Below are 13,650 nucleotides of genomic sequence, written 5' to 3'. Positions count from 1 at the left end.
CCCGTCAACTCGGGCCGCTGCTATAGTACGGCCCGCAAATTCGTACACACATCTAGGGCGGATGTCGTCGCTGCTCCAGCTTCGCGGCTTGGGGCGGCTGCGCGCGTGGGCGAGGGGACGTGGGGTTTATGGGTACGGGCGGCTACACTCTCACCGCGTCCCCAGAAAGGAGCCCCGGCATCGCCCCGGACGACGGAACCCACAACCGGGCTCACGACCGGGCTAGGCACACCGAGCGCAGCTACCTGCGCTTCGTCGGCGTCGGGATCCAGTTCGCCATGTTCCTGGTGCTGCCCACCCTGCTCGGCATCTGGCTCGACGGGCATTTCCACGCCTCGCCTGTGCTCACCATCGTCGGGTTCCTGCTCGGCTTCGCGGCCGGGACCTGGAATCTGCTCCACACCAACTTCAGCACGGGCAGCGATTCCGGACCCGACGACCGGACCACCCCCCCGGATCGCAGGGCATGACGGCAACCGCGCAGCGGGCACTGCTGCTCACCGGGACGTTCATCGTGATCCTGCTGGCCGTAGCGGTGGCCTTCGTCCACAAAGACGCCAGCGGCCTGCGGGGCGCGGCGATCGGCGCCGGGGTGGGGCTGGCCAACCTGGGGGTCGGGGCCCTCGTCACCCGCCGTTCGCTCCGCAAGGGGATGCGCAGCACCATGACCATGCTCATGGGTGGGTTCCTCGGCCGGCTGCTGGTCCTGGTGGGTCTCTACCTGGTCTTCGAGCAGACGCCGTCGATCGACCCGGCCGCCTTCGCCCTCACGTTCCTGGTGTTCTTCTTCGTCTACCTGGGCCTTGAGCTGCTCATGGTGGAGCGGCAGCGGGCCACGGCACCGCCGGGGGCCCCGCCGGCGCCCGACATCACCGGGAGTGCGGCCTGATGGTGCTCGCGGCGGACGTCACCAACGACCTGCTCGACTTCAATCTCGGGCCGATCAGCGCCCACCAGATGCTCCTGGTGGTGTGCGGGCTGTTCATGATCGTGGTGTTCGGCATCGCCGCCCGGCGGATCACGCCGGGAGCCCCGAAGAAGGGCGGGCCCATCGCCCTGATCGAAGTGGGCCTGATCTGGGTGCGCGACGAGGTCGTCTACCCCTGGCTGGGACCGGAGCGGGGCCGCAAGTACCTCCCGCTGCTCTGGACGATGTTCTTCTTCATCCTGTTCTCCAACGTCTTCGGGCTGCTCCCCTCGCCCTTCTACCCGGGCGACCACACCGATGCCCTGGTGGTGGCCACCGCCGACCTCGCGGTCACCGGTGCCCTCGCCCTGATGGTGTTCATCCTGGTGCAGGTAGCCGGCATGCGGGAGCACGGCATCGTCAAGTACTGGGCCACCCTGGTACCCAAGGGCGTGCCGAAGCCCATCGCCCCGATCGTGTTCCTGGTGGAGTTCCTGGGCCTGTTCACCAAGCCTTTCGCCCTCACCGTCCGTCTCTTCGCCAATATGCTGGCCGGCCACGCGCTGTTGGCCATCCTCTTCGGGTTCCTTATCGGCGTCGAGCACTTCGCCCACCCGCAGTCGGGCATCCTGCAGACCGTAGCCTCCGCCGGATTCATCCTGTTCATCATGTTGTTCGAGACGTTGATCGCCCTGATCCAGGCGTACATCTTCACCGTCCTGTCTGCCATCTTCATCAGTCTGTCGGTAGCCCACGAACACTAGTTAGGTACGTACCGGAAAGGAGATCTATGCACCCTGTCCTCGCCACCCTCCTCGTCGTCGCCCAGGCCTCGGCCAGCACGGCTTCCCAGAACTGGGGTATCGGCCTCATCGGTGCCGGCGTCGGCGCCGGTCTCGCAGCCATCGGCGCCGGTCTCGGCATCGGCCTCGTCGGTGGGCGGGCCACGGAGGCCATCGCCCGCCAGCCTGAGGCCACCGGCGACATCCGAGGCGTCACCATCATCACGGCCGCCTTCATCGAAGGTGTCGCGCTGTTCGCCATCGTGGTCTGCCTGCTCGTGCAGGGTACGGCAGGGAAGCACTAGGCGGTCGCCGTGATCCTCGCCGCAGACAGCATCACCGCCATCCACCCGGCGACCGCGCTCTGGACGTGGGGGGTCTTCATCGCCACGCTCTTCCTTCTGAGCAAGATCGCCTGGCCGATGCTCATGAACAAGATGGAGGAGCGCGAGGTCCGCATCGAAGAGGGCCTCAAGAAGGCCGAAGAGGCCGAGGCCCGGGCGCGCGAGCTCGCCGATCGGCAGGAGCAGGTCCTCGCGGAGGCTCGGCAGGAGGCGCAACGCCTCCTCGCCGAGAGCCGCGCGGCCGCTGAGAACGCCCGCAACGACCTGCTGGCCGCGGCACAGGAGGAGATCGCCGCCCAGCGCGAGCGGGCCAAGAGGGAGATCAACCAGGAGCGCGTCAAGGCTATTGACGACCTGAAGAAAGCCACTGTCGACCTCACCCTCGAGGCCTCGGCCCGGCTCCTGCGGCGCGAGCTGCAGGACGAGGACCACCGGCGCCTCGCCCGCGAGGTCGTCGAAGAGGTCGCCTCCCGCCTGTGAGGATCTCGTGAGCATCTCGCTGGCCGCGGCCCGGGTCTACGCCAAGGCGCTCTTCGACCTCGCCGACGCCGGGGGGGGCCTCCGGCAGGCGGCGGGCGAGTTGAACGCCGTCCGGGACGCCATCGCCGGGCTCGAACCGGAGCTCCGGGGCTTCTTCGAGATGCCGCTGGTGCGCCGGGAGGACAAGAAGCGGCTGATCGGGCAGGCCTTCGCCGGCAAGGTCGGCCGGCCGGTGCTGGGCCTGCTGAACGTGCTGGTGGACAAGCGCCGGGAGCAGCTGCTGGACGCAATCGTCATCCAGTTCAACGACCTGATGGACCAACACGAGGGCCGCATCCAGGCCAGCGTGACGTCGGCCCGGCCCATTGGCCCGGACCTGGCGGCGGCCCTGCAGGCGGCGCTGGAGCAGCGGCTGGCCCGGCCGGTGACGCTGACGCAGAAGGTTGACCAGAGCCTGATCGGCGGCATCAAGGTCAACGTCGGGGACCGGGTGCTGGACGGCACCCTGCGCCGGGCGCTCCTCGATATGCGGCGGACCCTGACCGCCCCCCGGTCATAAACGAGGGGCGGCGCCCACCAGGTACCTTGGACCCACCGGCACCACCGACGAGACCACCGACGAGATAGGACACGGGACAGAGCAATGGACATCAGGACCGACGAGATCAGTTCGATCATCCGCCAGCAAATCGAGTCCTTCGATGTCGATCTGCGCGTCGACGAGGTAGGCACCGTCCTCGAGGTCGGCGACGGCATCGCCCGGGTCTACGGCCTGGAGAAGGTCATGGCCAGCGAGATGGTGGAGTTCGAGAACGGCTCCTTCGGCCTGGCCCTCAACCTCGAAGAGGACTCGGTGGGCGTGGTCATCCTGGGCGACTACATCACCATCCGGGAGGGCCAGAGCGTCAAACGCACCGGCCGGGTGCTCTCGGTGCCCGCCGGCGACGGCCTCATCGGCCGGGTGGTCAACCCGCTCAGCCAGCCGATCGACGGTAAAGGCCCGATCGAGACGACCAGCCTCATGCCCATCGAGGGCCGTGCCCCCGGCATCGCCGACCGGCAGCCGGTGAAGGAGCCGCTGCAGACCGGCATCAAGGCGATCGACGGCATGATCCCCATCGGCCGGGGCCAGCGCGAGCTGATCATCGGCGACCGGGAGACCGGCAAGTCCTCCATCGCCCTGGACGCGATCATCAACCAGAAGGGCAAGGACGTCATCTGCGTCTACGTCGCCATCGGCATCAAGGCCTCCACCGTCGCCGGCTTCGTCGAGCTCCTCCGGGAGAACGGCGCCATGGACTACACCATCGTGGTCAGCGCCACCGCCAACGACTCGGCCCCCATGCAGTACATCGCCCCGTACGCCGGGTGCGCCATGGCGGAGTACTTCATGTACGAGAAGGGCCGCCACACGCTGTGCGTGTACGACGACCTGTCCAAGCAGGCAGCGGCCTACCGGCAGCTGTCGCTGCTGCTCCGGCGCCCTCCCGGTCGCGAGGCGTACCCGGGCGACGTGTTCTACGCCCACAGCCGCCTTCTGGAGCGGGCAGCCAAGCTGTCCAACGAGAAGGGCGGCGGCTCTCTGACCGCACTCCCCATCATCGAGACCCAGGCGGGCGACGTGTCGGCCTACATCCCCACCAACGTGATCTCGATCACCGACGGCCAGATCTACCTGGAGCCGGACCTGTTCTACGCCGGCGTGCGCCCGGCGGTGAATGTGGGCATCTCGGTCAGCCGGGTGGGCGGCAATGCCCAGACCAAGGCGATGAAGAAGGTGGCGGGCACGCTGCGGCTGGACCTGGCGCAGTACCGGGAACTGGAGGCGTTCGCCCAGTTCGCTTCGGACCTGGACGCCGGCACCAAGGCGCAGCTGGCCCGGGGGGAGCGCACGGTGGAGATCCTCAAGCAGCCCACGGCCGCCACCTGGCCGATGGAGGAGCAGGTGGCCATCATCTTCGCCGTGGGGAAGGGACTCATGGACGACGTGCCAATAGAGGAGGTCCAGCGGTTCCAGAACGAGATGGTCGAGGCACTACGGGCGCTGCCCAGCGCCGGCCTGAAGGCCATCCAGGACACCGGCCAGCTGGACGACGACACCGCCAACACCCTGCGCCAGGAGATCTCGAACTTCAAGGCCAACCTCTGGAAGCCCGCGTCCGCCGGTCAGGCAGCCAAGGCCTCCTAGCCCATGGCCGAACAACCGAAGGTCATCCGCAAGCGCATCCGGAGCGTCTCGTCCACCAAGAAGATCACGCGCACCATGGAGATGGTGGCGACCGCGAAGCTGAAGTCCGCCCAGCAGCGGGTGGCCTCCTCGGGGCCCTACCTCGAGAACCTGACCCGCCTGATGCGCAACATCGGCGCCAGTGGGGTGGACGTCAGCCGGTGGCCGTTCTTCGAGGCGCGCGCGGGCACCTCCACGTTGATCCTGCTGGTCACCGCCAACCGCGGCCTGTGCGGGGCCTTCAACGCCAACCTCGTCCGCCTCGCCCGGGAAACCTACGAGGCGAAGAAGGCAGCCGGCCATGAGGTGCGCCTCTTCGTCGCCGGCAAGAAGGGCAACCAGGCCCTCCGGTTCCGGGGCTACACCCCGGAGCGCACCTTCATCGACGAGTTGAGCGACCGGCCCACCATCGAGAACGCCGAGTTCTTCATCAACCAGGTCGCCCCGCCCTTCCTGGCCCGGGAGGTGGACGAGGTGCTGGTCATCTACGCCCACTGGGAGAGCCTCGGGCGGCAGCCCCCGACGGTGCTGCGCCTGCTGCCCATCGCCCCTGAGGAGAGCGAGGGCGGCACGGGCGGGTCGCCGGCGATGTTCGAGCCGTCGCCGGAGAAGATCCTGGACCGGCTCCTGCCGCTGTACGGGCGCCAGCTGATGTTCTCGGTCCTGGCGGAGTCGGTGGCCTCGGAGCAGGTTGCCCGCCGGATGGCCATGAAGCTGGCCAGCGACAACGCCTCCGACATGGTCACCGACCTGACCCGCCAGTACAACAAGGCCCGGCAGGCCGCCATCACCAAAGAGATCTCCGAAATCCTGGGCGGAGCCGAAGCCCTCAAAGAGTAGAGAGGAATCCCGCAATGGCCGACACGATGACCGACACACCGCCGCGCACCAGCACCGACCAGGGCCGGAACGGCAAGGTCGTGCAGGTGATCGGGCCGGTGCTCGACGTGGAGTTCGAGAGCGAGCAGGCCCTCCCCGAGATCTACACCGCCCTGACCATCGAGATCGGCGAGGGCGACGACCGCCGCACCCTGGTGGCCGAGGTCCAGCAGGAGATCGGCCGGGACCAGGTCCGGGCGGTGGCCATGTCCACCACCGACGGCGTCGTGCGGGGTACCACGGTGTTCAACACCGGCCAGCCCATCACGGTGCCGGTGGGCGAGGAGTGCCTGGGCCGGGTGTTCAACCTGCTGGGCGAGCCCGTGGACTACCGGGGCCCGGTCAACGCCAAGCAGCGCCGCCCCATCCACGCCGCCGCCCCCAACTTCCAGGCGCTGTCCACCCGCACCGAGATCTTCGAGACCGGCATCAAGGTGGTGGACCTCCTGGCTCCGTACGCCAAGGGCGGCAAGACCGGCCTCTTCGGCGGCGCCGGGGTGGGCAAGACCGTGGTGATCATGGAACTCATCAACAACGTCGCCCAGCAGCACGGTGGGTACTCGGTGTTCTGTGGCGTGGGCGAGCGCACCCGTGAGGGCAACGACCTCTGGCTGGAGATGCAGGAGTCCGGGGTCATCAACAAGGCCATCCTGTGCTATGGCCAGATGAACGAGCCGCCCGGCGCCCGCCTGCGGGTGGCACTGTCGGGCCTCACCATGGCCGAGTACCTCCGGGACGAGGGCGGCCGGGACGTCCTCATGTTCGTGGACAACATCTTCCGGTTCTCCCAGGCCGGCTCCGAGGTGTCCGCCCTGCTGGGCCGGATGCCCTCCGCCGTGGGCTACCAGCCCACCCTGGCCACCGAGATGGGCGCCCTGCAGGAGCGGATCACCTCCACCGACAACGGCTCGGTCACCTCGGTGCAGGCCATCTATGTCCCCGCCGATGACCTGACCGACCCCGCCCCAGCCGCCGCCTTCACCCACCTGGACGCCAAGACCGTGCTCTCCCGCCAGATCGCCGAGCTGGGCATCTACCCGGCGGTGGACCCGCTGGACTCCACGTCCCGGGTGCTGGCCCCGCAGTACGTCGGCCAGGAGCACTACCAGGTGGCCCGGGACGTCCAGCAGATCCTGCAGCGCTACAAGGACCTGCAGGACATCATCGCCATCCTGGGCATGGACGAGCTCTCCGAGGAGGACAAGGTCCTGGTCAACCGGGCCCGCAAGATCCAGAAGTTCCTCAGCCAGCCGTTCTTCGTCGCCGAGCAGTTCACCGGCCTGAAGGGCCGCTACGTGAAGCTGTCGGAGACCATCCGGTCCTTCAAGGCGGTCGTCGCCGGCGAGTACGACCACCTGCCGGAGCAGGCGTTCTACATGAAGGGCGACATCGAAGAGGTCGTCGAGGCCGCCGAGGCGATGAAGGGCTAGAGCGATGTCCGTTCCCGAGCATCCCCCAGGCGCCCTCCGAACCGGCAACATCGCCGACGAGCTGGCGCGCGGCCAGGTCGACCTGCACGTCACCGTCGTCAGCCCCACCGCGCAGATCTACGCCGGCGCAGCGCACTGGGTGAAGGCCCCGGGCGTGGACGGCCTCTTCGGCATCTGGCCCCGCCACGTCGCCCTGGTGGCGGCTCTGGGAGGCGGCATCCTGACTATCGGGCTGCCGGGCAACCAGCGGCTGGAGTTCGCCGTGGGCGGGGGCTTCCTCGAGGTGTCCTCCAACACCGTCACGGTCCTGGTGGACCACGCGGTCACCGAGGCCGAGGCCCCGGCGCACACCGCCGAGGCCCAGGCGGAGCTCGAGGAGGTCATCGCCGAGCTCCACCACCCCAGCTCGGACGCCGAGTTCGAGGAGCTGCAGGAGCGCCGGTCGTGGTCCCAGGCCCGGCTGAAGCTGGCCGGGAGGAAGTAGAGCCCCGGGCGGCGCTACTGGGTGGGGATGCCCATCGGGAAACCGAAGAGGTTTCCCGGGTCGTACTGCCTCTTCACCTGCATCAGGCTTTTGAGGTTGTCGGCGCCGTAGTAGGCGACCAGCGGGAGATCGCGGTCCGGGAAGTTGATGAAGGACCCCTCCGTGAACCCGCCGTGCTCCAGGGTCAGGCGGAAACCCCGGACCCAGTCCAGGCAGCGTTGTTCCAGAGCCTTGTCCGCGGGGTCGCCCCACCACGCCTGGTACTGGAGCATGAACGCCTTGTCCCGGAAGGCATAGCAGCTCCGCCGACTCGCCTGGGGGTTGCCGACGGCTCCGCCCAGGCCGTGCAGGCTGAGGTAGCGCCGGGCTGCGGGCTCCGCCGGCTGGCCGTCAAGAAACTCCGTGATGACGCGGGTCCCCTCGGCGGAGAACGTCGAGCGCGGAAAGCAGGAGGAGACCTTGTGCGGGTAGTACCCGCCGTCGCAGGTCTGGGCGGGCGGCCCCTCGACCGCCGCGGCCATGCCCCCCGCCGCGAGCCGCGGGGGCCCGGGCTGGTACTGCGGGTGGTGGAACGCCCGGCGGGCGGCTGGTGTCAGTGGGGTCGTCGCATCGGACGGTTGGGTGGCCTCTGAGGCCTCGGCGGCCTCCGGGGCCGCGGCGAGCACGGGGCTGATCTCCTGAGTGCACCCCAGGAAGGTCCTGGGCAACAGGCGCGCCAAGGTCTCCACGAGCCTGGCCTCATCCCCCAGGTAGTTGCCGGCGACGATAATCGGCGGATCATCCGAGCGCACCGCGCTCACCCGGCAGAAGGTGGTCAACCCGGCATCGGCGTCGGGGAAGTTTGCCCGCCAGTCTTCGATCACGGGCTGACGCCAGGCCGCGTGGTCCCAGGTGAGCGTGAACTGCCAGAAGGGAGACGGGACCTCGGCAAGCTTGATCTCGAACTCGGTGACGACGCCGAAGTTGCCGCCCCCGCCGCCGCACACAGCCCAGAAGAGGGTTCCGGGCGCCGCACCATCGGCTCCTACGTCCCGCACCTCCCCGCTCGCCAGGAAAATCCGGAAGCCGAGGACGTTGTCGCAGGTAAGGCCCAGGGCGCGGGCGTAGAGACCCCAGCCGCCGCCCTGCACCAGCCCTCCCACCCGGACGTCGCCGCAGCCGCCACCCGGCAGGATGCGGTTGCTGGCCAGCAGCGCCGCGTACACGTCGCCCAGCTTGGCGCCCACACCGATCCGCGCGCTCCTCCGGTCACCGGACAGGGTGATGGTGTTGAGCTTCGAGAGATCGATCATCAACACGCCGTCGCCCGAGCACATGCCCTCATGGTGATGACCGCCGGAGCGGATGCGGATGGCGAGTTTCTCTGTCTTCGCCTTCTGGAGCGCAAGCGGGACGTCACCTGGCGTGTCGCAGTAACAGATGTAGCGGGGCCGGTAGTTGAACCGGGCATTGGCGATACGCCGGTCTGCCTCGTAATCCGGGTCCCCTGGCTGGACGCATCGCATGCCGACCTCCAGATCGCAAAGAGATCATGTCGTGGTACCGGGACATGGAACATACCTTCGCGACCGTGGGTTGGCAATCCTTCCGCTCAGCCCGCCCCGCGGTTGGCGACCCGGGGCAGGGCGGTGTACAGGAAGATCCCGATCGCCGCCGCCACGAAGGGCAGGGTGAAAAACGGGTTGGGGGCGAAGGACAGCGCCAAGCCCGCTCCCCCCACCACCGCCGTCCAGCCGTACATGATCAGCACCGCCTGGCGGTGCCCGTGGCCGATCTCCAGCAGCTGGTGATGCAGGTGGCGTTTGTCGGCGTGGAAGATGTGCTTGCCGCCCCGTGCCCGCCGCACGACCGCCAAGGCGGTGTCGAGGATGGGGATCGCCAGGATGATCAGGGGGATGACCACCGGCAGGTAGAAGATCACCGTCTCGGCCTTGAAGTTGATCGGCGCCGTCCGCCCCACCCCCGCCACGGTGGCGGTGGCGAGCAGGAACCCTAAGGTCATGCTCCCGGAGTCCCCCATGAAAATCTTGGCAGGGTGGAAGTTGTGCGGCAGGAACCCGGCCGCAGCCCCGAGCACGACCACCGAGATCAGGGGCGCGGTCTGGTCGGGCAGCGCCAGGCCCCGGCCCAGCTCGAAGAGGTAGATGAAAAACGTCGCCGCCGCGATCGCGGTGATGCCGGCGGCCAGCCCGTCGAGGCCGTCGATCAGGTTCAGGGCGTTGACGATCACCACGATCCACACGATGGTGGTGACCGCCGAGTCGCTGGCGCCCAGCGACAGGGTCCCGAAGGGCGGCAAGCGGAACCATTCCAGGCTGACCCCGCCCAGGTAGACGAAGGCCGCGGCCAGGATCTGCCCCGCCAGCTTGGTGGGGGCGCTGAGCCCCTTGACGTCGTCCACCAGGCCGAGCACGAACACCACCGCCGTGCCCACCGCAATGGCGATCGGCTCGGTGGGCGGCCACTTCACCAACGGCCGGAAGCTGGCATGGAAGGCGCCGAGGCCGGCGGCGACCGCCAGGCCGAACATGGCGGCGAGGAAGATGGCGATGCCACCGAGCCGGGGGGTGGGCACCTCGTGGACCTTGCGGTCGTCGGGGATGTCCACTGCCCCCAGGCGCCTGGCCAACCGCAGGGCGACCGGCGTCAGGGCGTAGGCCGGGATGAGGCTGGCCACCATCACGAGGAGATAGGCGTCCATGCGGGGCCCATTCTGGCCGGGAACGCCGCCTACTGCCAGGAGCCTCAGTGAAGGCGGTGGAGCGCCTCCGGGGGAGCGGCCGGTTGCGGTTGACCAGGATGGCGGTGAGCCGGGGACCCACGAAGTACCAGGCGGCACGCCCGACGCCGAGGCCAAGGTGGCCCGGTTTTGCGCGATCCGCAGTGTGCCGGCAGTGCCTCGGCGCCTGCGGTGCTTGACGGGAGCGCCGCCTGCCCGTACCGTGCGCCGCACGATGGCTGACCTCTTCGCAGTGCTCCAGGCCGAGGACCCCGAGATCGCCGCGCTCATCTCTGCCGAGGAGCGCCGGCAACGGGACAAAGTGCGCCTGATCCCCTCGGAGAACTACGTTTCCAGCGCCGTCCTGGCTGCCACCGGCACCGTCCTCACCAACAAGTACTCCGAGGGCTACCCGGGCCGCCGGTACTACGAGGGCCAGCAGGTCATCGACCCGCTGGAGAGCCTCGCCCGGGACCGGGCCACATCCCTGTTCGGCGCCGACCACGCCAACGTCCAGCCCTACTCGGGCTCCCCCGCCAACCTGGCGGTCTACCTCGCCTTCCTGCAGCCGGGCGACACCGTGATGGGCATGTCGCTCCCCCACGGCGGGCACCTGACCCACGGCTGGAACGTCTCGGTGACCGGCAAGTGGTTCCGCTCGGTGAGCTACGGCGTGCGCAAGGAGACCGGCCGCATCGACTACGACGAGGTCCGGGACCTCGCCCGCCGGGAGCGGCCCAAGCTGATCTGGGCGGGCGGCACTGCGGTCCCCCGCATCATCGACTGGGCCGCCTTCGCCGAGATCGCCCGCGAGGTGGGCGCCGTCTTCGCCGCCGACATGGCCCATCTCGCCGGCCTGGTGGCGGGCGGGGCGCACCCCTCGCCCGTGCCCCACGCCGACGTGGTCACCACGACGACGCACAAGTCGCTGCGCGGCCCCCGGGGGGCGATGATCCTGTGCCGTGCCGACCACGCCAAGGCAATCGACCGGGCGGTCTTCCCCGGCCTGCAGGGCGGCCCCCATAATCACACCACCGCCGCCATCGCCGTGGCCCTGCGGGAGGCGGCGGCCCCGTCGTTCGCCGGGTACGCCAAAGCCATCGTGGCCAACGCCGCCGCCCTGGCCGAGGGCCTGGTGGCCCGGGGCTTCGACCTGGTGTCGGGCGGCACCGACAACCACCTGATCCTGGTGGACCTCACCAGCAAGCTGGTGGGCGGCAAGCCCGCCGCCCAGGCCCTGGACCGGGCGGGCATCGAGCTGAACTACAACACGGTGCCCTTCGACCCCCGCAAGCCTTTCGACCCCTCCGGCATCCGCATCGGCACCCCGGCGGTCACCAGCCGGGGCATGGGCGCAGCCGAAATGGACCGCATCGCCGGCTGGATCAACGATGTGGTCGCCGCCCCCGCCGACGAGGATCTCCTCGACCGGGTGGCCGGCGAGATCAAGGAGCTGTGCGCCGCCTTCCCGGCCCCCGGGATCCTGATCGGGGACTGAACTCCCGCTCGGCTGGGCGGCGCGGGCCCACACCCAGTCAGGGTGGGTGAGGGCACTAGCTGAGCGTCGCTCCCGTCATGGGGTCGAGGCTGACCAGCTTGGAGCCGTTCCACTGGAACCGGGCGGTGGACACTCCCCCGGAGGGGCAGCAGACGGCGTCGCCCGGCTTGTAGGCGGCGTAGGTGACGGAGAACTCGGTTGAGTTGACCGGCGCGGCCTGCTCCGACTGGGTGAACATGTACTGGCCTACGAGTGCGCCGTTGACGAAGAAGTAGAACGTGTCCCCACCGGCCCCCGCCGCCCCTTGCGGCGTGGCGTGGAGGACGTGGAGCGTGTTGGCGTCCACCCAGGTCGACCCGGGATCGACGAACCCCAGGGTGCCCCCGATGGTGTTGTTGGCCTGCACGTAGGCCTCGGCACTCTGCAGGGTTTTCCCGGGTGTCTCCGGGGGGCTGCTGGACGTGTGCGGCGCGGTAGACGCCGGCGGGCTGGCGGGCGTGGGGGTCAGCGTGGCCGTGGGCATGGCGGTGGCGGTGATTGGTGGCGTGCCGGGCAGGCCGCTTGCGGTGGCCGTGGCGGTGGGGGCGGCAGAGGCGGGGGGCGTCACCCCCGGCCCCGGCTTCTGGGACGTGTGGCAGGCCGTCAGCAGCACCGCCAGGGCGGCGGCGACGGCGAGAACCCGGCTCAGCCCCCGCACTCTTCCTGCTCGATGGCGGCGATCTGCTCCAGGCGGCCCTCGTGCCGGCCGCCCTCGAAAGGGGTGTCGATGAAGACCTGCAGGATCTCGTAGGCCAGTTGTGGCGCCACGATCCGGCCGCCCATGGCCAGCACATTGGCGTTGTTGTGCTGGCGGCCGAGCCGGGCGGTGAACAAGTCGTTGCACAGGGCGGCTCGCACTCCGTGCACCTTGTTGGCAGCGATCTGCTCGCCCTGTCCGCTGCCGCCCAGCACGATGCCGAAATCGGCCTCCCCCCGGGAGACGGCCCGCCCGGCGGCGGCGCAGAAGCCCGGGTAGTCCACGGGCACCTCGGAGTCGGTCCCGAGGTCCAGGATGTCGTGGCCCTGCCCCGAAAGCCGCTCGATGAGCAGGGTCTTCAGGGGGAATCCGGCGTGGTCGGCGGCAATGGCGATCTTCACGGCCGGGATCATACCCGGGGCTCGGCACAGGGCCCCGGTTCTGCTCTACCCCTTGGCGGGCAGCGACCGGGCATAGGCGACGCCGATGCGCACCCACCCCTGGAGCTCTTCGTCGGTTGCCAGCGCCTCCGCCCCCACGCGCAGCCAGCCGTCCATCGCACGGCCCCGCATGACCGCCCGCTCGACATGCGGCCGGGCACAGATCTCGTCGGAGGCTTCCGGATCACAACGCAGGAGGAGTCCCCCCTGACCGCTGGCGCTGACCGCCATGTTCCCGTTGATGAGGAAGGCAAGGCCGCCGAACATCCGCTTCTCGGAGACCCCGCTCTGGCCCTCGAGGAGGTCGCGCACGCGCTCGGCCACTGCTTCGTCGAAGGCCATGGTCCATAGTCTCGCGCCGCAGGACTTCAGGACCGACATCGAGCGGGAGTCAAGTCCCGGCATCTCGTCCCTCAAGCCCATAGTTGGCGGCGTGGTACAGCCCCTGGCTGCTCCACGCGTGCAGGTTGGGAAGGCGCCGGCCCGGACCGGGCGGGGTGCACGCGCCAACGGGCGCCGCAGCAGTGACGCGCGGCGCCCGTTCTAGGTGGTGGTGGTGGTGGTTTGTGCAGCAGTTGGGCCGGCAGTTGGGCCGGTCGAGCTGGCCCGGGGCTGCACTAGCCCGGCGGGAATTCCCAGTCGTAGTGGGCGGGGCCGAGCTCGAAGGTCTCGGTTTGCTCCTCGTACAGCCAGGCGTCCTCCGCTGGCGGCCCCGTGCTGGGGG

Annotated in this window: 16 protein-coding genes; 11 read left to right on the top strand and 5 right to left on the bottom strand. The window is 69.3% G+C overall.

What is annotated here, in order from left to right; genetic code table 11:
* Nucleotides 1–128 precede the first annotated feature (128 nt).
* The 10 genes from VFW71_04620 (at nt 129) to atpC (ending at nt 7,533) form a co-directional block, all read left to right on the top strand.
* Nucleotides 129–470: an AtpZ/AtpI family protein gene (locus VFW71_04620; protein HEU5002045.1), complete on the top strand. Its 342-nt coding sequence runs from the start codon at nt 129–131 to the stop codon at nt 468–470.
* Complete coding sequence (locus VFW71_04615; protein ID HEU5002044.1) at nt 467–889, top strand: hypothetical protein; 423 nt, start codon at nt 467–469, stop codon at nt 887–889. The genes VFW71_04620 and VFW71_04615 overlap by 4 nt, the downstream gene beginning before the upstream one ends.
* A complete protein-coding gene (atpB, locus tag VFW71_04610; protein ID HEU5002043.1) occupies nt 889–1,671 on the top strand; it encodes a F0F1 ATP synthase subunit A in 783 nt (260 codons plus the stop codon). Before VFW71_04615 ends, atpB begins: the two co-directional genes overlap by 1 nt.
* 26 nt (nt 1,672–1,697) lie before the next feature.
* Nucleotides 1,698–1,994 (top strand): ATP synthase F0 subunit C, encoded by a 297-nt coding sequence (gene atpE / locus VFW71_04605; protein ID HEU5002042.1) that lies wholly within the window; start codon nt 1,698–1,700, stop codon nt 1,992–1,994.
* Between the two features lie 9 nt (nt 1,995–2,003).
* The gene (atpF, locus tag VFW71_04600) at nt 2,004–2,513 is read left to right on the top strand and encodes a F0F1 ATP synthase subunit B (GenBank protein HEU5002041.1); all 510 of its coding nucleotides are present in this window, start codon (nt 2,004–2,006) and stop codon (nt 2,511–2,513) included.
* A gap of 7 nt (nt 2,514–2,520) precedes the next feature.
* A complete protein-coding gene (gene atpH, locus VFW71_04595) occupies nt 2,521–3,072 on the top strand; it encodes an ATP synthase F1 subunit delta (protein ID HEU5002040.1) in 552 nt (183 codons plus the stop codon).
* A gap of 84 nt (nt 3,073–3,156) precedes the next feature.
* The gene (gene atpA / locus VFW71_04590) at nt 3,157–4,701 is read left to right on the top strand and encodes a F0F1 ATP synthase subunit alpha (GenBank protein HEU5002039.1); all 1,545 of its coding nucleotides are present in this window, start codon (nt 3,157–3,159) and stop codon (nt 4,699–4,701) included.
* 3 nt (nt 4,702–4,704) lie between these two features.
* A complete protein-coding gene (gene atpG / locus VFW71_04585; protein HEU5002038.1) occupies nt 4,705–5,580 on the top strand; it encodes an ATP synthase F1 subunit gamma in 876 nt (291 codons plus the stop codon).
* Between the two features lie 26 nt (nt 5,581–5,606).
* Nucleotides 5,607–7,049, top strand: a complete 1,443-nt coding sequence (gene atpD / locus VFW71_04580; protein ID HEU5002037.1) for a F0F1 ATP synthase subunit beta — start codon at nt 5,607–5,609, stop codon at nt 7,047–7,049.
* Between the two features lie 4 nt (nt 7,050–7,053).
* Nucleotides 7,054–7,533 (top strand): ATP synthase F1 subunit epsilon, encoded by a 480-nt coding sequence (gene atpC, locus VFW71_04575; GenBank protein HEU5002036.1) that lies wholly within the window; start codon nt 7,054–7,056, stop codon nt 7,531–7,533.
* A 14-nt stretch (nt 7,534–7,547) separates the two neighbouring features.
* Here atpC and VFW71_04570 read toward each other — a convergent pair whose 3' ends face one another.
* Complete coding sequence (locus VFW71_04570) at nt 7,548–9,038, bottom strand: FAD-binding oxidoreductase (GenBank protein HEU5002035.1); 1,491 nt, start codon at nt 9,036–9,038, stop codon at nt 7,548–7,550.
* Nucleotides 9,039–9,124: 86 nt separating this feature from the next.
* Nucleotides 9,125–10,234 carry an MraY family glycosyltransferase gene (locus VFW71_04565; protein HEU5002034.1) on the bottom strand — a complete coding sequence of 370 codons (1,110 nt, stop codon included), beginning with the start codon at nt 10,232–10,234 and terminating at the stop codon, nt 9,125–9,127.
* Nucleotides 10,235–10,487: 253 nt separating this feature from the next.
* Between VFW71_04565 and glyA the strand changes: the two genes are divergently transcribed.
* Entirely contained in the window at nt 10,488–11,750 is a 1,263-nt protein-coding gene (glyA, locus tag VFW71_04560; GenBank protein HEU5002033.1) for a serine hydroxymethyltransferase, read from the top strand.
* 55 nt (nt 11,751–11,805) lie between these two features.
* On the opposite strand, the gene VFW71_04555 is transcribed toward glyA, so the two are convergent.
* From VFW71_04555 to VFW71_04545, 3 genes are read right to left on the bottom strand one after another with little or no spacing between them, the layout of a single operon-like run.
* Nucleotides 11,806–12,447, bottom strand: a complete 642-nt coding sequence (locus VFW71_04555; GenBank protein HEU5002032.1) for an LppP/LprE family lipoprotein — start codon at nt 12,445–12,447, stop codon at nt 11,806–11,808.
* On the bottom strand, nt 12,435–12,887 hold the full coding sequence (gene rpiB, locus VFW71_04550) for a ribose 5-phosphate isomerase B (protein HEU5002031.1): 453 nt from the start codon (nt 12,885–12,887) through the stop codon (nt 12,435–12,437). The genes VFW71_04555 and rpiB overlap by 13 nt, the downstream gene beginning before the upstream one ends.
* 45 nt (nt 12,888–12,932) lie before the next feature.
* Nucleotides 12,933–13,268, bottom strand: coding sequence for a TfoX/Sxy family protein (locus VFW71_04545; GenBank protein HEU5002030.1), 336 nt, complete (start codon nt 13,266–13,268; stop codon nt 12,933–12,935).
* Between the last annotated feature and the right edge of the window lie 382 nt (nt 13,269–13,650).

It is taken from the genome of Actinomycetota bacterium, assembly GCA_035765775.1.
Lineage (GTDB): Bacteria > Actinomycetota > CADDZG01 > JAHWKV01 > JAOPZY01 > DASTWV01.
This window is presented reverse-complemented; position numbering and strand designations above follow the sequence as displayed.

Coding starts and splice junctions, on each gene's coding strand:
- VFW71_04620 (HEU5002045.1), top strand. CDS start 129: ATGGGTACGGGCGGCTACACTCTCACCGCGTCCCCAGAAAGGAGCCCC.
- atpG (HEU5002038.1), top strand. CDS start 4,705: ATGGCCGAACAACCGAAGGTCATCCGCAAGCGCATCCGGAGCGTCTCG.
- glyA (HEU5002033.1), top strand. CDS start 10,488: ATGGCTGACCTCTTCGCAGTGCTCCAGGCCGAGGACCCCGAGATCGCC.
- atpD (HEU5002037.1), top strand. CDS start 5,607: ATGACCGACACACCGCCGCGCACCAGCACCGACCAGGGCCGGAACGGC.
- VFW71_04615 (HEU5002044.1), top strand. CDS start 467: ATGACGGCAACCGCGCAGCGGGCACTGCTGCTCACCGGGACGTTCATC.
- atpA (HEU5002039.1), top strand. CDS start 3,157: ATGGACATCAGGACCGACGAGATCAGTTCGATCATCCGCCAGCAAATC.
- VFW71_04545 (HEU5002030.1), bottom strand. CDS start 13,268: ATGGCCTTCGACGAAGCAGTGGCCGAGCGCGTGCGCGACCTCCTCGAG.
- atpB (HEU5002043.1), top strand. CDS start 889: ATGGTGCTCGCGGCGGACGTCACCAACGACCTGCTCGACTTCAATCTC.
- atpE (HEU5002042.1), top strand. CDS start 1,698: ATGCACCCTGTCCTCGCCACCCTCCTCGTCGTCGCCCAGGCCTCGGCC.
- atpC (HEU5002036.1), top strand. CDS start 7,054: ATGTCCGTTCCCGAGCATCCCCCAGGCGCCCTCCGAACCGGCAACATC.
- VFW71_04565 (HEU5002034.1), bottom strand. CDS start 10,234: ATGGACGCCTATCTCCTCGTGATGGTGGCCAGCCTCATCCCGGCCTAC.
- VFW71_04570 (HEU5002035.1), bottom strand. CDS start 9,038: ATGCGATGCGTCCAGCCAGGGGACCCGGATTACGAGGCAGACCGGCGT.